20 protein-coding genes are annotated in these 23,226 nt (G+C 30.6%); 1 reads left to right on the forward strand and 19 read right to left on the reverse strand.

The genetic code is table 11. The annotated features are described in order from the left end of the window. The 3 genes from hutI to RYO54_RS19115 all read right to left on the reverse strand — a co-directional run. On the reverse strand, nucleotides 1-1,183 hold a 1,183-nt coding region (gene hutI / locus RYO54_RS19105), incomplete at its 3' end, for an imidazolonepropionase (RefSeq protein ID WP_315122251.1). A gap of 126 nt (nucleotides 1,184-1,309) precedes the next feature. After that, nucleotides 1,310-3,019 carry a urocanate hydratase gene (locus RYO54_RS19110; protein ID WP_315122253.1) on the reverse strand — a complete coding sequence of 570 codons (1,710 nt, stop codon included), beginning with the start codon at nucleotides 3,017-3,019 and terminating at the stop codon, nucleotides 1,310-1,312. 306 nt (nucleotides 3,020-3,325) lie between these two features. Further along, nucleotides 3,326-5,053 carry a sigma 54-interacting transcriptional regulator gene (locus RYO54_RS19115; RefSeq protein ID WP_315122255.1) on the reverse strand — a complete coding sequence of 576 codons (1,728 nt, stop codon included), beginning with the start codon at nucleotides 5,051-5,053 and terminating at the stop codon, nucleotides 3,326-3,328. Nucleotides 5,054-5,278: 225 nt separating this feature from the next. On the opposite strand from RYO54_RS19115, the gene RYO54_RS19120 reads away from it, so the two are divergent. Next, nucleotides 5,279-6,139 carry an HDOD domain-containing protein gene (locus RYO54_RS19120; RefSeq protein ID WP_315122257.1) on the forward strand — a complete coding sequence of 287 codons (861 nt, stop codon included), beginning with the start codon at nucleotides 5,279-5,281 and terminating at the stop codon, nucleotides 6,137-6,139. Nucleotides 6,140-6,343: 204 nt separating this feature from the next. Here the strand turns inward: RYO54_RS19120 and RYO54_RS19125 are convergent, their stop codons facing one another. From RYO54_RS19125 to RYO54_RS19200, 16 genes are all read right to left on the reverse strand, one after another. Further along, nucleotides 6,344-7,567, reverse strand: a complete 1,224-nt coding sequence (locus RYO54_RS19125) for a 6-hydroxymethylpterin diphosphokinase MptE-like protein (protein ID WP_315122259.1) — start codon at nucleotides 7,565-7,567, stop codon at nucleotides 6,344-6,346. Nucleotides 7,568-7,589: 22 nt separating this feature from the next. Next, nucleotides 7,590-9,077 (reverse strand): hypothetical protein, encoded by a 1,488-nt coding sequence (locus tag RYO54_RS19130; RefSeq protein WP_315122261.1) that lies wholly within the window; start codon nucleotides 9,075-9,077, stop codon nucleotides 7,590-7,592. Nucleotides 9,078-9,112: 35 nt separating this feature from the next. Further along, nucleotides 9,113-10,177 (reverse strand): dTDP-glucose 4,6-dehydratase, encoded by a 1,065-nt coding sequence (gene rfbB / locus RYO54_RS19135; RefSeq protein ID WP_315122263.1) that lies wholly within the window; start codon nucleotides 10,175-10,177, stop codon nucleotides 9,113-9,115. Between the two features lie 31 nt (nucleotides 10,178-10,208). Further along, a complete protein-coding gene (rfbA, locus tag RYO54_RS19140) occupies nucleotides 10,209-11,075 on the reverse strand; it encodes a glucose-1-phosphate thymidylyltransferase RfbA (RefSeq protein WP_315122265.1) in 867 nt (288 codons plus the stop codon). Between the two features lie 46 nt (nucleotides 11,076-11,121). Continuing rightward, the gene (locus tag RYO54_RS19145; RefSeq protein WP_315122267.1) at nucleotides 11,122-12,222 is read right to left on the reverse strand and encodes a DegT/DnrJ/EryC1/StrS family aminotransferase; all 1,101 of its coding nucleotides are present in this window, start codon (nucleotides 12,220-12,222) and stop codon (nucleotides 11,122-11,124) included. Nucleotide 12,223: 1 nt separating this feature from the next. Continuing rightward, nucleotides 12,224-13,261, reverse strand: coding sequence for a Gfo/Idh/MocA family oxidoreductase (locus RYO54_RS19150; RefSeq protein WP_315122269.1), 1,038 nt, complete (start codon nucleotides 13,259-13,261; stop codon nucleotides 12,224-12,226). A gap of 1 nt (nucleotide 13,262) precedes the next feature. Continuing rightward, nucleotides 13,263-14,651: an NDP-hexose 2,3-dehydratase family protein gene (locus RYO54_RS19155; RefSeq protein ID WP_315122271.1), complete on the reverse strand. Its 1,389-nt coding sequence runs from the start codon at nucleotides 14,649-14,651 to the stop codon at nucleotides 13,263-13,265. 123 nt (nucleotides 14,652-14,774) lie between these two features. After that, nucleotides 14,775-15,473: a WbqC family protein gene (locus RYO54_RS19160; RefSeq protein WP_315122272.1), complete on the reverse strand. Its 699-nt coding sequence runs from the start codon at nucleotides 15,471-15,473 to the stop codon at nucleotides 14,775-14,777. 100 nt (nucleotides 15,474-15,573) lie between these two features. Beyond that, nucleotides 15,574-16,428: a fumarate hydratase gene (locus RYO54_RS19165; RefSeq protein ID WP_315122274.1), complete on the reverse strand. Its 855-nt coding sequence runs from the start codon at nucleotides 16,426-16,428 to the stop codon at nucleotides 15,574-15,576. 15 nt (nucleotides 16,429-16,443) lie between these two features. Beyond that, nucleotides 16,444-16,947 carry a fumarate hydratase C-terminal domain-containing protein gene (locus RYO54_RS19170; RefSeq protein WP_315122276.1) on the reverse strand — a complete coding sequence of 168 codons (504 nt, stop codon included), beginning with the start codon at nucleotides 16,945-16,947 and terminating at the stop codon, nucleotides 16,444-16,446. A gap of 74 nt (nucleotides 16,948-17,021) precedes the next feature. Continuing rightward, on the reverse strand, nucleotides 17,022-18,161 hold the full coding sequence (locus RYO54_RS19175; protein WP_315122278.1) for an HpcH/HpaI aldolase/citrate lyase family protein: 1,140 nt from the start codon (nucleotides 18,159-18,161) through the stop codon (nucleotides 17,022-17,024). Nucleotides 18,162-18,261: 100 nt separating this feature from the next. Next, on the reverse strand, nucleotides 18,262-19,173 hold the full coding sequence (locus RYO54_RS19180) for a peptidase (RefSeq protein WP_315122279.1): 912 nt from the start codon (nucleotides 19,171-19,173) through the stop codon (nucleotides 18,262-18,264). 60 nt (nucleotides 19,174-19,233) lie between these two features. Further along, complete coding sequence (gene aepY, locus RYO54_RS19185; protein ID WP_315122280.1) at nucleotides 19,234-20,373, reverse strand: phosphonopyruvate decarboxylase; 1,140 nt, start codon at nucleotides 20,371-20,373, stop codon at nucleotides 19,234-19,236. Further along, entirely contained in the window at nucleotides 20,360-21,346 is a 987-nt protein-coding gene (locus tag RYO54_RS19190) for an aldo/keto reductase (protein ID WP_315122281.1), read from the reverse strand. Before RYO54_RS19190 ends, aepY begins: the two co-directional genes overlap by 14 nt. Before the next feature lie 41 nt (nucleotides 21,347-21,387). Next, complete coding sequence (locus RYO54_RS19195; protein ID WP_315122283.1) at nucleotides 21,388-22,740, reverse strand: MmgE/PrpD family protein; 1,353 nt, start codon at nucleotides 22,738-22,740, stop codon at nucleotides 21,388-21,390. A gap of 90 nt (nucleotides 22,741-22,830) precedes the next feature. Beyond that, nucleotides 22,831-23,226: hypothetical protein (locus RYO54_RS19200; protein WP_315122285.1), on the reverse strand; the 396-nt coding region annotated here is incomplete at its 5' end.

Here is a 23,226-nt window from a genome sequence, read left to right on the forward strand (position 1 = left end):
CATCCTCATAGTTTGATGTATTCCAAATTTGCATATCCCCTAATTTCCCCACCTCTAAAGAACCTATATCCTCTTCCATGGAAAGTGCATAGGCTCCACCTAAAGTAGCTGCTCTTAGCGCCTCAGCTGGAGTCATACCATGTCTTCTACAAGCTAACATCATAACAAACTGCATGGATTCGCTCCAAGCACCTGGACAACAATTTGTAGCTAAAGCTATGGTCATCCCCTCTTCTATCATAGGTCTTGGATTAAATGGCTTAGAGTGATTTACTGCAAAATCTGTAACGGGAAGAAGCACTCCTGTAACCTTAGCTTTTGATAGTTTTTTTAATACTTCTCTAGGAGTATGATTTAAATGATCTGCCGAAACAAAGTTCATATGAGCTGCTAAATCTGAACCACCTATATAAGAGTAAGCATCTGTGTGTATCTTAGGTTCAATGCCTAAATCTCTTGCTTTTTTTAATATTTTCTCGCTCTCCTTAGCAGTGTAATATCCATCATCACACCACACGTCACAAAACTTTGCTAGATTTTGTTCTGCCACATAAGGTATCATCTCTTTAGTTAAAACATCTATATATTTATCTTTTGGAATATCCTCTGGCCATCCGTGTGCTCCTAAAAAAGTAGCTATTATATCTATGGGCAAATTTTCATTTAAGACTTTATTAATCTTTAACATTTTTATTTCATGTTCTAAACACAACCCATAACCGCTTTTACTCTCTACAGTGGTGGTTCCTGATGACATCATGTTATAGATTCTTTTATATGCACTTTTATAAAGTTCTTCTTCTGATGAGTCTCTTGTCATATTTACACTGACCATGATTCCTGTGCTTATGCCCATGTCCTCTAATGTTTTACTATCATTTACAGTAAGTTTAGCAACGTATTCTTTTACCCTTGACCCTCCAAAAACTAAATGTGTATGACAATCTACAAATCCTGGCGCAACTACTTTTCGCTTACAATCAATGATTTCAGCTTCACTATAGTCAACTTTACTACACACTTCTTCTTTACTTCCTAAAGCTACTATTCTATCTCCCTTTACTGCTATCCATCCGTCTTCTATTATTCCAACTAAATCTTTAGCTTTTTTTCTGCAAGTTACTAATTGAGAGCAATTGCTTAATACCAAATCAGCCTTTAATTTACCTTCTCCATTCTCCAATTTTCATCACCTCTTTACTCCATAACTAATAACGATAGAATCACTTGATAAATTAACTTGTACCTCTCCAATGTGGAAAGGTACAAGTTTAGTATTTCTAGAAGTCCTAATATATTATTTTAGGTCTTATCTTGGTCTTCTACCATCTGGTCCAAAGGTTGCATCTGGTGTCCACCAAAGAGGAACTTTAATGCTGTCGTTAGTATATTTCCCTTTTCCTTCAGCAATCTCCCTTGCAGTTTCATATCCCGCTTGAGCATGTCTTATAATGCCTATTCCTGAGTCTGTAGTTAAGCACACATCTAATCTTAAGGCAGCTTCCTCTGTACCATCTGCAATCATTGTAACTCCAGTATGAACTGCCTCTCCCATGGAATAGTTAGCTTGAATTGCTATTAAATCACACATTCCTGCACAATTTAATAATCCATTTAAATATGGCCAGTCAGAAATTAAATCGCTGCCATCCTTCATATTTTCTGATTCAAAAGTTGGATTAACTATGGAACCTGTGTCTAAATTATCCCTTGAAAAAGCTACCGGCCCTTTAATCTCACCTTTCTTTATAAGCTCATTTATAGCTAAGCCAAATTTTCTACGCTGTCCAAATCCCATGTAGCAAACCCTTGCTGGAAGAGCTTCTATTGGTAAACACTTACTTGCAAGTGTAATCCATCTTGTAACCAATGGATCATCTTTAAACATTTCCAATGCAAGTTCATCTGTCCTCTTAAGATCTTCAGGATCTCCTGAAATACAAGTCCATCTAAATGGTCCACGCCCTTCGCAAAATAGTGGTCTAATATATTCAGACACGAATCCTGGAATTATGAATGCTTCTTTTTCTGCCATTCCAGCATCGCGACATTCTTTTCTAATACTTGTTCCATATTCAAAAACTTCAACACCTTTTGCATAGTAAGCGTTCATTGCACTGAGGTGTTTTACCATGGATTCTCTTGCCTTTTCTAGATATAATTCACGATGTTTTTCTCTTAATTCATCCGCTTCTTCAGGAGTATATCCAGATGGAATATAGGAAATTGGATCATGACATGGACACATTTCACTTATAATGTCTGGCATAAATCCTTTATTGTATGCATCGCAGAAAAGATCCGCTGCATTTCCAACCACTCCAATGGATAAAGGTTCTTTTTTATCTGCTGCTTTTTTAGCCATATCAATAGCTTCATCCAATGAATAAACCATTGTATCCATATAATTTTTTTCAATACGTCTCTTAAGCACTTTTTCGTCTGCGTCAATTACTATTGCAACTCCGCCATGCATCTTCATTGCCCAACTCTGATTTCCTCCCATGCCTCCTGCTCCTGCTGTGAAATAAATTCTACCTTCTAAATCATTATCAAATTTTTTCAAAGCTATAGCAGACAAGGTTTCAAAGGTTCCTTCTATAACCCCCTGAGTGCCTATGTATTCCCAAGGAGCTGCTGTATATTGAGCGAACATAGTTAAGTTTTTATCTTGAAGGTCATAGAAAGTAGGCCAATCTGCTTTCATAATATTTGTAGTAGCCATTACAACACGTGGTGCTAGTTTATGAGTCTTAAAAATTGCCACTGGCATACCCGATTGCACAACTAAAGTTTCATTATCTTCTAACTCTTTTAAGGACTTCACTATAGCATGATAAGATTCCCAGTTTCTTGCACATTTCCCATTGCCACCATAAATAATAAGCTCTTCAGGCTTTTCTGCATTTTCCATATTATTTTCTAACATTCTCAAAATAGTCTCTTGCTTCCACCCTTTACATCTTAACGTAGATCCTCTCTGAGCTTTAACTGAATATAATATTTCTGGTTTTCCCATAATACATGCCTCCTTAGATTTTTACTATTTTACTTATATTTAATCAGCAATTTCTATGCCACTTGCTTTTATATAATTTCTAATTTTCATAAATCCCTTAAGACCTTGATTTCCTTTAGTTAAAATTCATGAGAATTTTAAACCAAATGTAAGATAATTTTTATTTTGTTATGCTCCATTAAATTCAATGCATAAGTTTTATGCATTATTTCCAAAATTTTACTATTATTCAATAGCAAAAAATTTTAATAAGTGCATAAAATTTATGCACTTATTAAAATTTAAATCTATTCACTTATTAAATTTCTATTTTTCGATATTTAGTTTTTTCATTCTATAATCAAGGCTTTGTCTTATTATTCCTAATTCATTGGCGCTCTTTGTTATATTCCATCTATTTTTTTCTAAGCTATCTAATATGATATTTTTCTCTATAGCCCTTAAAAATTTCGGTAAATCCTTTGTTTTATATTCATTTGAGTTTAATATATTTGTGGATAAGTTGCTAATCATTCTATTTTTTATGTATTTAGGTATGTGATTTAATGTTAACTCCTCTTCCTCATCATCCACCCTGACTAAAGCATTTTCTACAAAGTGGGTAAGTTCTCTTACATTTCCCTCCCATTTATAATTAATCATGATATCCTTAAGTTCTTTTGAAAATTTTTTAACTTTTTTATTGAGCAGTTTATTATATTTTCTTATATAGAATTCTCCGATGGATATAATATCTTCTGTTCTTTCTCTAAGAGGTGGTATGTATAAGAAAAGTCCAGATATTCTATAAAAAAGATCCAATCTTAGCCTTTTTTCTTTAAGAAGTTTTTCTGGATCTTCATTTACTGCTGTAATTACACGACAGTCTACTGGAATTGTACTTGAGCTTCCTACCCTTCTAACTACTTTTTCTTGTAAAACTCTTAAAAGCTTAGATTGCATAGATATGGGCATTGAATTTAATTCATCTAAAAAAAGAGTTCCACTTCTGGCTTCTTCAAAAAGACCACTTTGAGTCAGTGCTCCAGTATATGCTCCTTTTGTAGTTCCAAACAATATTCCTTCTAATAAATTTTCAGGTATTGCTGCGCAGTTTATAGCTATAAAAGGTTCTTCTCTACTATTGCCGAAATTGTGTATACTTTGGGCAAAAACCTCTTTACCAGTGCCAGTCTCCCCTACAATTAATATGTTATTATGCAAAAGAGAAATGGTTTGGGCTTCTTTGATTACCTTCTTTGTAATTTCACTGTTCCCCATAATATCAGCAAAAGTATATATAGTTCCATTTTCCTTATACTTCTTTGATTTATTATCATTTTCTCCTTTGCTAAATAATTCTCTTTTTAATTCAACTGTTTCCATTAATAAGTTTTGAAGGCTTGTCTCGTTTTTGCAAATAGAATAAACTGCTATAGTTTCTCCATTTTTTACTATTGGATATGTGCTATAAGATACATATTTAGGTATGCCATTTTTAAATACATGTGCTCTATATTTTTGGATTATTGGAGCCTTACTTTTGTATACATTTCTATGCTCCGCTAATTCTGGATTATTCTCTGGATCGTATCCATAAACTTCCCATAAATATTTATTAAGTACCTCATTTGAGGAAAGCTCTTCTAACTTTTCTTGGGATTTATTATATAAAACAACCCTTCCTTCACAATCACTTACTACAATTCCATCATTAATAGAATTTATTATTTCTTCTAGGCAATAGAGTTTTGTATCTTTGTCATTAAAATTAGTTATTTCATTTATGTACAATATGAATATTTCTTCTTCATCTATAAATTTAGCTCTCATGGTATAAACTTTATTTAAAGGCATTTTTACTGATATATCTTCATTGACAATGTTATTTATGCTGTAGTTAAATATTTGATAAAAATACTTTTCTAATGTGTTTTCCTCCCCACAAATTTTTTCTAGAATACCATTGCTCCATAAAATTTTTTCTCTTATGTCTAGTATTGCAATTCCCAAAACAAAGTCTTTTAATAAATCCCCAATCCACTCTATATTCATAAAATACCCTCTTTCGTAAGCTTTTATTAAATTCTATTATACTATGCAAATTTTATATTTTCTCTATTTAAAGTAAATATTTTACAGGTATATAATGGGTATTTAATTAAATTATAATATGAATTAAATTATTTTATTAAAGGATTCAAGAATTTACTGACCTATGACGATATATAATATATAATAATATACAAGAATATAATTTAGGAAATGGGTGTTAAAAACATGGGAAAAATAATTTTAGATAATTTGATTAATAAAGTTGAAGACATGCCTATTTTACCTGATAGAATAAGTAAAATAATATCTCTTACAGAAGATCCAGATTCCACAATAAAAGATTTAGAAAAAGAAATATTGATGGACCAAAGTCTTACATCAGAAATATTAAAATTAGCTAACTCCACTTATTATGGTTATGCTAGAAGAATTTCCACAGTGTCAGAGGCTACTGTGCTCTTAGGTTCTAAAGCAATAAAAAGTCTAGTGCTTGCCTCTGCTGTAAGTCAATTTCTTATAAAGGAGCTGCCAGATGGATATGGACTAGAAAAATATGACCTATGGAATCAATCTCAAAGCTGTGCTATAATAGCAAGATTTATAGCTAAAAAGCTAAAGTACCCAAAAGCTGAAGAAGCATATATTTCAGGACTTTTAAGGGATATAGGTAAAACCATATTAAATTATTATGTAGCTCAAGAATATGGAACCATAATAAACAAAGTAGAAAATGAAGGTAAAACCTTTATAGAAGCTGAGGAAGAAGTGTTAGGATTTAACCACGGGGAAATTGGAGCTGAAGTAGCCCAAAAATGGAACTTCCCTTTATCTTTAGTAGAAAGCATTCGTTATCACCACTCTCCTGAATTATCAGAAACAGACCCAAAATTAGTTTCCATAGTTCACATAGCAGATTCGATAACAATGATGTTAGGGGTAGGTCTTGGTAATGACGGATTATCCTATAACTTTTCAGAATTTGCTCTTAAAACATTAAACTTAGATGAACAAGCTATTGAACAGATAATTTATGAGGCTACAGATTATTTAAATGATAGGGATAGTTTTAATATAGTAGTGAGTTGATATAATTATAATTATAACAAAGATACGATTTTACACAAAAGGAACTAAGTATATAGTATCGGAACCCATTTTCTAAGGGATGCCACTCTGTACTTAGTTCCTTTGATTTTTACAATTACTTTAATAATTTAGTATCTTTTATCCATTACTTTGTTTCTTCTATTCCCTCTTCTATAATTATATTTTAGTTTCATTATTTCACTTTTATAAAACTGACTTTAGATCATCTTCCAAAGTCCCCTCTATTTTAGCTCCTCTGCTTGAATTAATGAATTCAACATTTTTATTGTTTTCTATAAGTCTTTCTATCCCTTTTTTAAATTCTAACATGCCCGAAGTGGTATTTAAATAAGTTCCATCTACTCCTAATACCTTTTGATAAGAATTATTTTCTTTGATATTATCCTTATCACCAGCATGAAATTTATTATTTACAAAAGCCATATCTTGACCAGATAAAATAATCTTTTTTCCTCCAGCCTTTATAGCTAAATCTATGGTAGGTATAGCTACGGTTTTACCTGTTTCCACTATAATATTTTCCTTATTCCATTTGCATTTTTTGTTAAAAAATATGTATTTAGGACCTTTATAGGCTTGTACTCCCCATCTGGAACCTGTAGATAAAAAGCAAAGAGGAACATCTAAATCTTCATAACCTCTTATTTGATTATAAACCATTTCGCTTGGATCTAATATAGTGATTATATCTGGTTTTATTCCATTTTTCATTAAAATATCTAAAGCTCTCCCCACTGCAAATATTTTAATATATTCTCTTCTTTCTTTCATAGTATTTAAGTCGTTTTCTAAAGAAGGGCCTCCTGATGCAATTACTATAGGTTTATTCTCTAATTTAAATGTTTTAAAAAATTCACCTATATTATCATAATTATTTTTTATATTTATTTCTTCATTTTCTTTCATAATGTATTCAAATTTTTCTAAATTAATTTTAGCTATTTTATAACTTTTTATAGCTTCTCTAAAATTATTATGTTTATCTTCTAAAACCTTTAACAGTGGTTCATAAACTATAATATCTTCTACTGAAGAAATCTTATCTATAAACTCCTTATAAAAATTCTTGTTATTTCCCAATATGATTTTTACTCTATTATCCTTTTTTATATCCTCTAAGAGATTATATTTATTTGCAATATCATGTATTTCCATATCTAAATCAAATAAAAATACCTTAGAATCTAAAGGTATTCTTTTTAATAGCTCTTTTACATGATATCCAAATCCAAGTCCATACATAACAATATATTCTTTATTTAAAATTAATTCTTTATTGCCTTCCATAAATTTTTCTGCATCCTTTAGAGGATAAAATTTACTATATACAAGTTTATTATCTACTTTTAAAACATAATTATTATCTTTAGATTTGATAACCTCTATTTTTCTTTTCTTACTTTCCATTTATCAATTTCTCCTAAAGTATTTACCATTCAATATCTCTGCTTAATAACTTAGTCCATTTTTCAGAACCCTTATTATTCAAATGGCTTACATCATAAAAATCATTATCTGTAAAATCATTAGAATAAAAATAATCCAAATACTGAAAGTCATATTTTTGTTGAAACTCATCTATTATTTTATAAAATTCATCCCTAATAGAAATTGAAATATTTTCTCTATACATCTCAGTTTCAGGAGGAACTACAACAATTGGCTTAATATTATTTGCATACAACATGTCTAAATAATCTTTTAATATTTTCCTGTTTTCCTCTACTGTTAATGGATAATCTTTGTTGTATTTTGCTTTTGTTTGTTTAATATATTCATCTTTTTCTTTATTATTTAATAAAGAACTATTAAGCTCTTTCATTTTACTATCTTCTATAATTTTAATATGTTGTTCCTTTAACATTTCATACAATACATCATCATAATTAGCTTTTAAGATCTTTTTGCTTACTTCACAAAACTTTTTATAGAAATTTTTACTTTCATCAGATGAATCATAATTATGATATTTATCTGTTATTTTGTAATAATAATTACTTCTGTATTTGCCACCTCCTCTAGATAAATCATATTGGAATGAATAATAGCAAAGTCCTATAATAGCGTATTTAATGGTTTCCCTAGTTTCATTAAAACTTAAAGCATACTTCATCATTTCATAATCATAAAATAAATCCTGAGATGCACAAGCAAAATTAAAAAACCTCCTTGGCAACAACTCAGCATTAATTCCCTTTTGAGTATAAGATATCCCTGTTATTATTCCATCATATCTTTTATCATTTTTTATAAAATTATTGTACTGAGTAAAAAACTCTGGACTTCCATAAAATCCGAAATTACATACATAATACATATAATTAAATATTTGTTCATTACTTACTTTTCCGTTAATCAGTGCTGCATTTAAAACATTTAAATCTTTATCCGCAATTATTAAATAATCATAATTATAATTTATAACTTCCTCCATTGGTATTATATATATATCATCTATATATTTGTGCCAATAATCTGGATTATTACTTATATAGAAAATCAAATCACTATTATCATAATCAATTAATTCCTTTATTTTAAGTGAAATATCGTTTACACCATATATTAATATCTTATACCTTAAATTTTTATTTAATAAATCTGTAAATATATGAAACTTATCATTAATCTTACTTACCAATAATTCTATACCTTCTGATATTTCATTATTATTAATAAGTTCTATTACATAAACTAAATCATTAGATATTTCTTCTATTAATATTTCAATATCTTTTTCCTGTATTTTATACTGGTTAAATAAATTAGTAGTGGTTACAAAAATATCTACTAAATTGTTTATATATCCCATTAATTGTTCATCAATTTCATTATTTTTTTGTTTTAAATAAATTACCTTAAAAATCTTATTAATTGTCATTAAATAATTATTAATTAATTCTTTATATTGTGACATACTTCTATCTCCTAAATAATAAATTAAATAACATCCTAGATTTGATAAAGATTTTCATACATCTCCTCATAGTATTTCATATAATCACCAGATACAACATTTTCAATCCACTCTGTATTGTTTAAATACCATTCAATTGTTTCTTTTATTCCTCGTTCAAAAGTATATGATGGTTTCCAGCCAAGTTGCGTTGTTATTTTTGTATTGTCAATAGCATATCTTTTATCATGCCCTGGTCTATCTTTTACATGTCTAATCAATGTTTCAGACTTTCCCATAGTTTTTATAATGAGTTTAACTATATCTATATTAGCCTTTTCATTATTTCCACCCACATTATAAACTTCTCCAACTACACCTTTATGTAATACTGTATCTATAGCTGTGCAATGATCTAATACATGAAGCCAATCTCTTATTTGCATTCCATCACCATACACAGGTAGATCCTTATCCTTTAAACAATTATTTATCATAAGAGGTATTAATTTTTCTAGGAACTGATATGGACCATAATTATTAGAGCAACGAGTAATATTAGTTGGCATACCAAAAGTTTCATGATATGCTCTTACTATCATATCTGCGCTGGCCTTGGATGCTGAATATGGACTATTAGGCATAAGTGGCATTGTCTCTACAAACATTCCTGTTACGCCTAAAGCTCCATATACTTCATCAGTGGATACTTGCAAAAATTTAACTCCGTTTTTATATTTTTTACTATATTTATCATTAGGACTAATATTCCAATGTTTTTTAGCTACATCTAGCATAACCTGAGTTCCAATTATATTGGTTGTCAAAAATATTTCCGGCTCAACAATGCTTCTATCCACATGAGACTCTGCTGCAAAGTTTACAACATAATCAATATCATAGTTTGTAAATATTTCATCTATTTTTTCTCTATCCCTTATGTCTGCTCTTATAAAAGTATAGTTTGTAATATATTTAATATCTTTTAAATTTTCTAAATTACCTGCATAGGTAAGTGCATCTAAATTTATAATTTTATAGTCAGGATATTTCTTAAGCATTAATTTCACAAAATTACTGCCTATAAAACCAGCACCACCTGTAACTAATATTGTTTTCATTTCAATTTTCTCCTCTATTATTAATGACTTTTTATTCATTTAATAAAGATAAAATATATTGACCATAATCTGTCGTTTTTAAGTTTTCACCAATTACCTTTAGTTGCTCCTTATTTATAAATCCTCTACGCCATGCTATTTCTTCTAAACATGATATGTAAAATCCTTGCCTTGATTGAACTGCTTCAACATATTCTGCAGCTTTAAGCATGCCCTCTGGTGTCCCAGTATCTAACCATGCCATACCACGTCCAAGTAAGATTATATTAAGCTCCCCTTTTTCTAAATATATATTATTTATATCAGTAATTTCCATTTCTCCACGATCTGATGGTTTAATATTCCTTGCTATTTCCACAACTTCATTATCATAAAAGTAAAGTCCTGGTACTGCATAGTTTGATTTTGGATTCTCTGGTTTTTCCTCAATAGATATTACTTTATTATTTTCATTAAATTCAACTACGCCAAAGGAACGCGGATCTTTAACTGGGTATCCAAAGATTGTGGCGCCTCTTTTTAAGTTTTTAGCTCGATTAAGTAATCCTGTTAAATTCTGACCATAAAATACATTATCACCAAGTATTAAACATACACTATCATCACCTATAAACTCTTCACCAAGTATAAATGCATCTGCAAGTCCTCTTGGTTCTTCCTGAACTTTATATGTTAATTTTATGCCTAGCTTAGAACCATCCCCTAAAAGTTTTTCATAAACTGGTGTATCTTCTAGAGTTGAAATAATAAGTATGTCCTTAATACCTGCTAACATAAGTACAGATAATGGATAGTAAATAAGTGGTTTATCATATATCGGCAAAAGTTGTTTTGAAACAGCATAAGTCATTGGATAAAGGCGTGTTCCTTTCCCTCCTGCCAAGATAATACCTTTCATGTCATAACCTCCAGTCTTTCAACTAATTAAATAATATATCTTAAAGTTAACTATTTAAGATAATATTACAAACTCTATCAATATCCTCCAAATCCAAATCTGCATAAAGTGGAAGGCATAAAACTCTATCTGCTATATACTCAGCAACAGGTGTTTTTTGAATATCAAATCTTCCTTTATAACATTCAAAACTATTAGTAAGAGGATAGAAATACTTTCGAGCAAAAATATTATCTTCTTTTAATTTTTCAAATACCTCATTACGGTTCAATCTATACCCATCAAATACTACTGGAAAATAAGCATAGTTTTTCTTTATTTCTGCCTGAGGCTTACATAACTTAATTCCTTGAATATTACTTAATCTTTCAATATATCTCTCTACTATTTTTTTTCTCTTTTTTATTTCTCTATCTACATGACGAAGGTTACAAATACCCATGGCCGCATGTACTTCTGTCATTTTAGCATTAGTTCCAATTATAGGCACATTTTCTTGCCCCTCCATTCCAAACTGACGAAGTTCTTTTAATTTTGATGTATACTTTGGATTACTATATGTTAATCCTCCACCTTCAACTGTATGAAAAACCTTAGTTGCATGAAAACTAAACATAGACATATCTCCAAACTTCCCAATAGCTGTCTCTTTTAATTTAACACCAAATGCATGTGCCGCATCATATATAATTTTTAAATTATATTTATTTGCTATTTTGTCAATCGCATAAACATCACAAATATTACCATAAACATGAACTGGTATTATAGCCGATGTCTTTTCTGTTATTAATTCTTCAATTTTATTTACATCTATAGTATAATCATCTTCATGTATATCACAAAAAACTGGGGTTAATTTATTACGCACAATAGCTTGTGTAGTTGAAGCAAAAGTGAAAGGAGTCGTTATTACTTCACCAGACAAATTTAGTGTGTTAATTGCAAGTTCAAGAGCAAGATGTCCATTAGCAAACAATGAAATGTTATCTACTTGTAAATATCTACATAACTCGTTCTCTAATGTTTGATGTTTAAATCCAGTATGAGTAAGCCATCTATTTTCCCATAAATCTTTTATTTCTTCTATATATTCTTCATAAGGTGGCATTGATGGTTTTACAACTGGTATTAATTTTGAAATCATACTATTTAACACCTCCTTTGTTTAAACTAAAAATATCATTTATATGTTTACTTTGTATTTCAATCTCTTTATATGAGCGTAATCTTACATTATCATCTACAATACAATCATAAAAATGATTAATTGATCCTAAAAACTGATCCATCTTAGGAATTTCAATTATCTTCTCCTCTTCCTTTTTACTTATTATTGTTGATTTTACATCTGCTGGTGCAGTAAAAATTCTTGGAGCATAAATAACCCCTTGGCTACCCCATATCTCCATTTCACACTTATATACATTATCCATCCCAAAAGAAACCTGTACAGTAACTCCATCACAATTTTCTAAAGTGGCACTTCCAAATATATCAACATCATGCCCTTTTACTGTATTTAATTTAGCTGTCTTTATTTGTGCCGTTTTACCAAGAAGCAATGTAGCTAATTTAATTGGATATCCACCACAATCTAATAAAGCTCCTCCCCCTAATTCTCTATTATATCTAAAGTCATTAGCTTCCCTATATGGAAAACCAAATGCAGCTCTAATCTGTCTTATTTCTCCAATTTCCTTTCTATCAATAAGTTCGCAAATTGTATTTATCTGATTATGATAACAAAAAGCATAGTTTTCATGTAAAGCTAATTTTTTTTCGCCTGCTATTTTTATTAAACTCATTGTATCTACTAAATTAGTTGTAAATGGTTTTTCCAGCAATACATGCTTTTCATGTTCCAAAGCTTTTTTTGCCCAAAAATAATGTAACGCTGGTGGTAATGAAATATATATAGCTTCAATGTTATTTGAGTTTATTAATTCTTCATAACTATAAAAAATCTTGCCTCCATATTCTTTTTTTATATTTTCAGATTTTATTTTTGACTTTTCAATCACGGATGGCAAGTTCTCATTATTATTACATACTTGATTTCTTTCATATAAGTTTGCTACTGCTACTCCTGCATATTCAAAGTATTTATTTGTTTTTAATGCAGGCAAAAACTTACGGAAAGCAACATCCGATGGTCCTAATATACCTATATTAAGTTTGTCCATTTTATACCTCCAGTAATGAAAGCAAATTTCGCAATTGTATATTTAAGCAATTATTCACCTGAATTAGAGTGTTTAGTGTTTTAAAATCACTCCAAAAATAGCCTTGTAATAAATCCAATGAAATTTCATTTTTTTCTATTTCAATTATTACATTTCTATTTTGTTCATGATAAAAACGTCCTCCTTCTTCAGAAAGCAACACATCTATTATAATTCCTTCCTTTAGAGAAAGTTTTTTATAAAATAAATTTGTAATTTCATCCTCATAATTACCATTAATAGTTTCCTGTTGAATCGTTGGTCCTAATTCTATTCCATCAAAACATCCAACTTCTGATTTTGCTTTTACTAAAAACTTCTTAATTCCATCCTCAACACAACATATTAATCCAAATGTGGCGATTTCTTTAGCTTCAAACAACGGTTGTGTCCACTCTTTTATTTCACGTCCTTCTATGGAAATATCACAAAATATAATATGAAAAGGCGATGAATACTCAGAAATAAATTCATTATTTTTTAATTTCCAACTTTTTAAAGAATTTAATCCTACTAGCTTTGTTCTAGTCTCATTAAACATTTTATAATTATTAAAATTATTATATATTTCTACTAATACTTGTTGCTTTGCAGCACCAACTAATGAATTCAAAAGAGCTTTATCATTGCATTCATTTTCAATATTTTTCAATCCGTATTTCCCCAATTCCATAAGAGCAAAAGGAATACATGAAAGTACAGTACGTGTATCCATATTTACTATATTATTATAATGCATTAATTCTTTAATTTGACCTAATGTCATCCATCTATGACTATCTGTCTCAACTATATCTTCATCAGTCACTAAAATAACATTTCTATTTCTTTTTTTATAAAATCTAGAGGATTGCTCAGATTGTATTTGATCTACCAGTATCTGTTTTGCTGTAGCTTTCATAAAATGTTGAAAAAAAGCAGGCTTTTTCCCTCCATGTTTTTGTGTAAAATTACTTTTTGTTGCTTGTATAGTAGGTGACAATTGAACCTTGTTTATATTTCCTGGTTCTATTTTAGCTTGCATTAAAAAATGTAGAATGCCATTTATCTTTTTACATATGATGCCTAGTAATCCTATTTCATCTTGTATAATAATTGGTTGTTCATTAATTAAAATATCATTTTTATATTGTTGAATTCCAGCTATTGAAAAAAAACTCTTGTTTTTATTAATTATCCAATGAGATTTATTATCATAAAACCAAAAATCGCTTTCATCTAAAGATATTTTATTTATTTTAACCTTCAAATTTCTATTTTGTTCTTCTATCCATTGAAATAAAAATTCTGTTGAATGCACCCCATCTTTAGTTAGCCATGAAGTCATTAAATCGTAAAATATGTTATTCAATTTAATCGCACCTCTATTTTTATTTTATGCTATTCTTACCGCTTAATAAATTTACTATTTTCCCTAAACAATAATTACTCTACAAAGTATACAATCAATTATATTGTTCTTTTGAATTATTTCCTACAGCAACTCATACTGATCTAACATTTTTTTTATATCTTCTATAGAATTAAACATCATAACATCTATAATGGATAAGTTTGGTACAAATTCATTGTTAAATTGTTTATACTCAACTTTTCCTGTATTTAAAAATCTAAGCTTAATATTTTTAGACTCAAAATCTTTATAAGAATATAGTTCCTGTCCACCTATTGCATTGTAGTATTCATCTCCATCAAGTATCTTGCAAATTTCTAAAATTTTATCTTGACCTCTTAACCCATTATTTTTATCTATAGTAGATGAAACAATGAGTTCAGTATCTATATATAAATACTCACAAATTTTTTTTATACTATACTCTAAATAACGTGCCAAATTTTTTTCATCATTATTAATAATATTCTCAATTACAGGAAAAACCTCAGAGTAATATTGTGCCTTCCTATAAAAAGTTTCAATAGTTTTAAGTAATTTTTCTTTATAAATAATATCTTCTAAAACTTCAATTTCATTAATTAACTTATTTTGGCTTGCACCTATCAATTGTAAATTTATCCTCTTACTCTCATCATTTATCAGAATACTGTTTCTATTTATCCAACTTCTATTTATAAAATTCACATCATCATATATTATATATTTATCTACTGCATTTATTAACTGCCAATAACCTATATAAGGGAAAAAATATGGTTGCATTATACCTAATTTCATTTTATCACCTTTTCTTATTATCCTAAAATCTATCCTTAATAATAGTGATATTTGCTTAACAACTTATTTATTAACTAACTTCTTCAATTAGCTAATTTCATCATAATAATACACTGGCAACTCTTGGCTCAACACAGCAACACAATCTAAGACATGCTATTCTCACACCACTTGCTCTTTGAGGACCTATGTTTAAAAATGTTGCAAGTGCTGTTGTATCCCCACCTAAACCCAATGGTCCCACATTAGTCTGGTTAATTTTTTTTGTTATTTCTTTTTCCCACTTATTTTGCTTGCTAAAATTACCTTTAGCCATAGCTTCTATCATTAGTGACGTTGCTTCAAAATGAGACCTTCCAATTCCAATTGCCGCTGAGCAAGGAGTACATCCTAATTTACCTACTTCTTCACTTGCCCATTTTACCAGCTCCTCCACAATAACCTCCATGCTGTGTTGATGGAAAACTCTATATGTCCTGCCTCTTATCTCTGGTCCACCCCCTTGTAGCAATATATATAATCGAATAACATCTTCATCAACATATTTCATCATAAGAGGAGCAGATACAACCGCTCCAGGATCTTCATCTAGCCCTCCAATTTGTTCCAACCTCTCAATATAATTTCCTTTTATTGACATAGGTCTCCCAGGCAGCTCTCTTAACCCTTCAGCTATTCCTTCATGTATAGCTTCTAAGGTATCTCCACTTAGTTGTTTATTCCTTCCTAACTCAATGAATAAATGGGGTATTCCAGTATCATCACACAATGGTCCTTGATTATTTTCTGCTTGTACAGAATTTTGAAAAATATTCTCAAGTATCCACTTAGCTCTTGGCGATTTTTCATTACATATAGCATTTTTAAACGCTTGAACCTGATCCAATCTATACATAGATGCTGCTTTAATTAATGTATTTTTAACTTTTTTGTGTATCACATCATTAGTATTCATGTTTTGCTCCTATCATTAATATATCGACTTTCCATGGGCAATGGCTACTATTGCCGGAAAATCTTTAACTTCCAATAAATGAAAAGCCTCCATTCCTTCTTCTGGAAAAGCTTTAACTTCCTGCTTTATAAGCTTACTTTGAAGTAAGGCAGTAACCGGAGGTATTACTGCATATAATGAATTATTTTCTTCCAATGCTCTTTTAGTTTCAACGCTTAATCCCCCCTTACCAAGGTGTATCCTTACTCCAGCTTTTGATAGTGAAGGAATACTAGTCTCAATATCATATTTATTACTTGAAGTCGGCCCAACACCTGCAGGGCTTACAGCTGTATGAAAAATGATACTTCCTTCCAAATCAATTCCATACTTACCTAGCTCCTCTTCTTTTATTAAGGAAACTACTTTTGGCAAAACCGCATCTCTTCCAGTAAAGATATGACCTGAAATCTCAATCATATCTCCTACCTTTAATCCTTGAATATCCTCAACCGAAATTGGAGTTTTAATCTTAATCATTAATTCACCTTCTTTTTAGCCACAATTGCATTTTTATCTTAATCTAAAGTTATAATATATCATCTTGATAGAAATTATGAGAATAGTTCTGCAAAACTGCTTTCATTCTCAATTACCCCATATGCCTCAGCTCTGGAAAAAACTCTTTTTGCCCAATATATATGTGGGTTAATTTCATTCATTTTATTTGACTTAGCACTCTTTATCACCCCCCCATTTGTCTGTAAAATCTGCAAAGCATCATCGTACTCTTCCCTTGTTACTGATTGCATGGCATTGACATATTTTAAATGTGAGGGGTGAATAATTGTTTTTCCAATGAATCCATTAGCCTTATCCAGTATTACTTCCCTTAATAGCCCATCCACAGCTTCATTAATAATTTTATTACGTTTTAAAAGTGATTTATGTATATCACTTTCTAATAAATTTGGCAAACTTATATTCTTATCAGCCAAAAAGTACTCCCAAACTGGTGCAGATAAAACATAATCATCTTTTTCCCTACTTAAGAAATTCAATATGTCAGCAAGGCAATCTCTTACAGTAACTATATCATAAATAGAATGATCAATTCCTCTTCTAACACCAAAACATGAAGAAAAGTCTGTTGCTCCTACCCTAATATTTAGAATTAGCTCATGATAGGGCCTTAAAAGATTTTTTATCCCTGTTAACTCGTATATTCTCGTTTCTTCGAATGCAATCTCACTACTTTCCAATATAGGCATTCCATATAAAATTTCTCCCAAATCATCATTTAAACATTTTAGATGGCTTAAATACTCATATCCATTATTCGTTGTTAACTTAGGAAACACAAATCCCGCAATAATTCTTGCATGTTCCTGCGTTAGTCTATTAGTAAAATTCTTAAACTGGATAGGTGAACGAGCTCGAAAAAACATCAAAGGAATATCATTTATTGAAAGGCTACCTTTCTTCATCTCTATATTAATTTTATCCAACAAATTAATTGCATTATCCTCAGCAGCTGGTATTTCATCTTCTGATATAGCATCTTCAAAACACATTACCATTGAAGTGAGCCCAGGAATTTTATTATTTACAATGATGTCAAAAAAATTTTTTTTTGCTGGCATATATAACGTAGCACCTACACAATACTGTAATACTGACCTCTCTGTATACTTATTAAATTCAATAGGCTCTTTAATAAACTTATAATCCTGTTTATATTTATGGTGTCTCATTTTTTTCTCCTCTACTCAGCATATATTATTAATACTTCGTTATTATCTCTGTCTAATTTAATCAATTAATATAGTTTTTAATAATTAATTACAACTTAAGTTACTTAATTGATCCTTTCGGGGAGCATATAGCCTCAGGATAGTAATTATCTATTACTCTCTTAACAAGTTGAATCTGTTTAGCTCTCTTTTTTGCATCAGCTTCAGTTGTTTCCCAACTATGTGTTTTTGCAACTGCTCCTCCTGTTTTAAGATAAATAGGTGAACCAACTCTAATCATTTCTGGGACTTCATAATGCCTAATAAACCCACCAGATGAAGCTGGATTTTCGGTATGTACATCTAATGGTATGTCAATAGTCTGTCTTATAGCTGATAGCATTTGCAATTGAATGTCTCTCACAGGATTGAATGAATTTGCACCAATACTCTCTAGAAGCTTTGCAGAACATGGATTTCCATGTCCAGTATGAGCAGACACTTTGAATTTTATATCAGAGTATATTGCATGCTTAGATCTCATTTCATTCAACACCCACAGTAATCCTTCATCATATACCAAAAATGAACGACATCCAAATGAAGCTGCTCTTTTTATATCCTCTATAGCTCGTACTATCTGATCCTGCCCCCTTAACCTATAACCCATTCTTTGACCTTCTGGTGTTAATACTGAAGCACTTGTATCATATGTCGCTCTTGGGCCAACAGCAAGAATCAAATCCACTTGGTATTTTTTCGCCAATTTTTGCATTTCTTTTATTTCATCATCAGATAGTAGCATTATACCCTTGGTTTGTGTTACGCGATGTATTGAAATCTCTAATCGTTCCAATTCTTCCAACAAAGATTTCATTGCAACTGGTCCTTGAATGCCAGGTACTTCAAATCTGTATTGAGCACCATCTGAAAATCGTTTTATGGATGTAGGGAGATTATATGCATCTCCTGATGGCAAACCATATTTTTCTAAAAACATTTTTGTTTCTTTCATGATTTCACTCCCTTTCATTTTTATATTTGTTTACATAGAACTAAACCATGTATAAAGATTGTATAAATCAATTTTTTATTAATTACTCTTTAGTTCTTCCATAAGTTGCTTCTTAGCATCGCTTAATAATACATTTAGATTCGGAATATCCTCTCGAATACCTTTTCGAATTCTCATATCAATAAAAGCAGGACCATTAGCTTCCATAAGTTTTTCAACAGCTTTTTCTAAACCTTCTCTATCCTTCACTGCGTGTCCTACAGTCTTATATCCGGCATTTTCTGCCATACCTGTAAAATTAACCTTGTATCCCGCTGATGGCTGTCCTCCAACTGATTCATGTGCTCCATTATTTAAAACAATATGGAGCAAATTTGATTGTCCAGATGTTCCAGCTGTTATAAAAGATCCTAAATGCATAATTGCCGATGCATCGCCATCTAAGCAAACAACTAATCTATTTTTATTCCCAACGGATAATCCCAAAGCTATTGAAGATGCATGTCCCATCGCACCTACATTTAAAAAATCACATTCATGCCCTTTACCATACTTATTCCTAATTTCAAAAATCTCACGAGTAGCTCTGCCAGTTGTTACAACAAAAATTGTATCTTGTGGTAAAAGGTTGATAATACATTCTATGGCATTTTCTCGACTCATGCTATAGACGCTTTCTTGTAAGAGCAAGTTTTCTTTCTTATCTTTTGCTAAAACTCCTTTCTTTACTAATATGGCCGTTGGACAGCTTTGTTGTAACGCTGTTTCTGTTGCCCATTTAACTAAGTCAAAAACTTTATCTCCATCACCTTCAAGAATACGATAAGGTATATCCAATGCTTCCATCAATATTGTTGTTTGTTCCCCCTGCTTTTTGTGATGTGACCAATCATCAATATCTGGTGATCCACGCCATCCTATTAATAAAACTATCGGTATTTCATAAGTTTCTTTATTTGTTAAAGAAATAAGTGGATTTAATGAATTACCTATGCCAGAATTTTGCATGTATACTAAAGGAACTGTTCCTGTTGCTAAATAATATCCTGCTGCAATTGCTATTGCATTTCCTTCATTTGCAGCAATGATGTGTTGATCCTTTGACATGTTATTTGATAAATAAAGGCAAAAATCATTAAGTAATGAATCTGGTACTCCAGTATAAAATTTAATCCCGGCTTCTTCCAATAGTGCATGAAATCTCTTAGGCTCTATCATAATTGCTATCCTCCTTTTTTGTGAGAAATCGAAAATATTGCGGGCTATCTGACTTAGTCTCTTGCCATGCTGCATCGAAAGATGCAACTATCTTATCTGGTAGGGGTCCACTCTCTAACAATAGAATATTTTGCATTAGTTGTTCTATATTTGAGGCTCCTATAAGTATCCCATCTCCGTTATTTATGTCCAAACAGGAGTGAAATGCTAGCCACCTATAAGCGGCTTCAACAATTTTAATATTTTCTTCTCGACAAGCTGAAGAAATGAAGTTCAAAGCTTCAAAAAAAGACTTTTTCCAATAGCGTTCTTTATAATTTGTCCTAAATGTAAATCTCCCTGATATAGGTTCTTCTTCATAGTTATTATATTTTCCCGATAAAATCCCACCTGCTAAAGGGTTAAAAGCATAGAAACGAATTCCTAATTTTCTCAAAGCTAGAAACAGTTCATCTTCAGCTTTTCGACTTAATCCATTATACATGCCTTGGTAAACTGTAGGAACTGGCCATCCATTCCGTTTACATATATGCCATACGTCTACCACCATCCATGCTGGGAAGTTACTTAACCCTAATTCTCGAAACTTCCCTTCCTTATAAAGCTCAGCGCATACTTCCAATGTGCTCTCTATGGGTGTTTCATGATTAGGAAAGTGTAGATAAAGAATATCTACTGATTCTTTTAATAATCGTCTTAGAGATTTAGAAATTTGCATATTGATTGCTTCTGCATCCAACCTCCCCGTAATTCTAGGATTAACTTTTGTTGCAATACTGTAACTATTGTTTGGAATGTTTTTTAAGATACTACCTAAAATCTCCTCAGATAAACCATTATTGTAAACATATGCTGTATCTATTTCTTGATGACCAGACTCTAAAAATAAATTCAACATCTTTTCTGCTTCTTTTTCATTGACCTGGGATCCAAAAGTCATAGTTCCTAAAATGAACTTCATTCTTTCACTCATATAAATTTCTCCCTTTTGTTAGATTCACAATGTTTTAAAAATTATAGTAATGTTAATAATTCTTCCAATTTATTTTCTAAGTTCATAACACAATTAATAATTTTATTGCTTTCCGATTCTGTCTTGCTGGAAAATTTAGCCAAAAACTTAAATTTATCAAATAACTCTTGATCTGTCAATGGGTTTTCTGGCTCTCCTTTTGGAAAATTAACTCTCTCTTCATAACATTCTCCCTTATATGTAGTTATTTTAACAATAGCTGGGCGCATTTGAGGAACAAGAGAATTAATTTCTTCATCGTCGCATATACTAACTTTATTAACTAACTCAATAATTGAAGGATTATTTATAAGCTCAAGATTAAACTCTTCAACACCGACTCTTCCTAGCAACAATGCAACAACAACACAATATGGAATGCTCATTTTAGCGGAAGATATACCATAGATTTCAGTATGATCATGTTTTCCTAATACATACCTATATGTCTTTATTCTAATATCTTTAATCTCACTAGGTTTGAAAACTCTTTTTCTACGAATGTTAAAAGCAGCTTCAATCGAAGGATGACAATGTCTGCATGCAGCATAAAGCTTAAAATAAACTTTATCTATGTAGAGGAAATCATTTTCTACTGAATTTAGATACTTTATATCATATTGATCAGCCATCATATTTAAAAAACCTGTATCTCCTGCTAACGGATTTTCAGGTCCTAAAAATTCTGCTCGTGCCATATAAGCTGAAATTAATCCTAAAAGGGAAGCTCTCCCAACATTGTATGGTTTCAATTCAGAACCTTCTTCCAATACCTTAAGCGAACCTGATGCAGAAATAGTTGCTGATGCAAACGCATTTTTCATTTGTTCCTTGGTAAAACCCATAGCTATAGATATTCCTATTGCTGCGCCGATAGTTCCACACGTAGCTGTGGTATGATATCCTTTTTCATAATGAGATGGTTGTAAAGTTCGAGCAAGCCTAGTTGCTGCTTCATATCCAACAACAATTCCAGTCAAGAATTTCTTTGGATTTATATTTTCTTTCTCAACAACAGAAATCAATGCAGAAAGAATAGGTGCCCCTGGATGTAATGCACCTATTCGAATTCCATCATCAAGATCCATTGCATGTGAGCTAAGACCATTCAAAAAAACGGCATCATACAAATTAGCTCGTCTATTGAATCCAATTACAGCAACATCTTCTTGAGTCGAACTAGTAAATCTAAGAAGTTTTTCCCCTTTTTCTTTAAGATAATTAGCTCCAGCAAAAGTAACACCTAAATAATCTAACAAACATTTCTTAGCCTGAAACTCAACAGAAGTTTTTAAATTTACCTGTGACAAATTATAAAGATTATCTATAAAAGAATCAGTGATATTCTTATTCATTTAACTATATCTCCTTTTACATTTAAAACAATCGTAATATATCAATCTTCGCAATCAGCATTGTAATATGTTATTTATACTTGTTTTTTACTATTTATAAATAAATAATTTATCAGTATCAAACAGTGGTAAAAGCATAGGAAATCCATTTTCATCATAAACTTTAATATTATTTTGAATTTGTTTTATGCTATTAATAAGTTTTTCGATATTGTCTTCAATGATATGAATTCTCATAATTACATGCCTAAGTGTTCCTGTTTTTTCAATCTTATCACCTACATTATATCGCTTTTCAACATGAATAATATTTTTATTTTTAAGAATATTATCAAGACCCACAACCTCTCCAATTATTCCTCCTTCAGAAACTAAGTTTAGTGTACAACAATATTTGTTGAATACAGGATTATCCATGCTCAAATCATAACCATCCATTTTACCGGTCAGAGCATAGTTTACCATCATTTCCATATTATTAATTCC

The organism is uncultured Clostridium sp., from assembly GCF_963515715.1.
Taxonomy (GTDB): Bacteria; Bacillota; Clostridia; order Clostridiales; family Clostridiaceae; genus Clostridium_AW.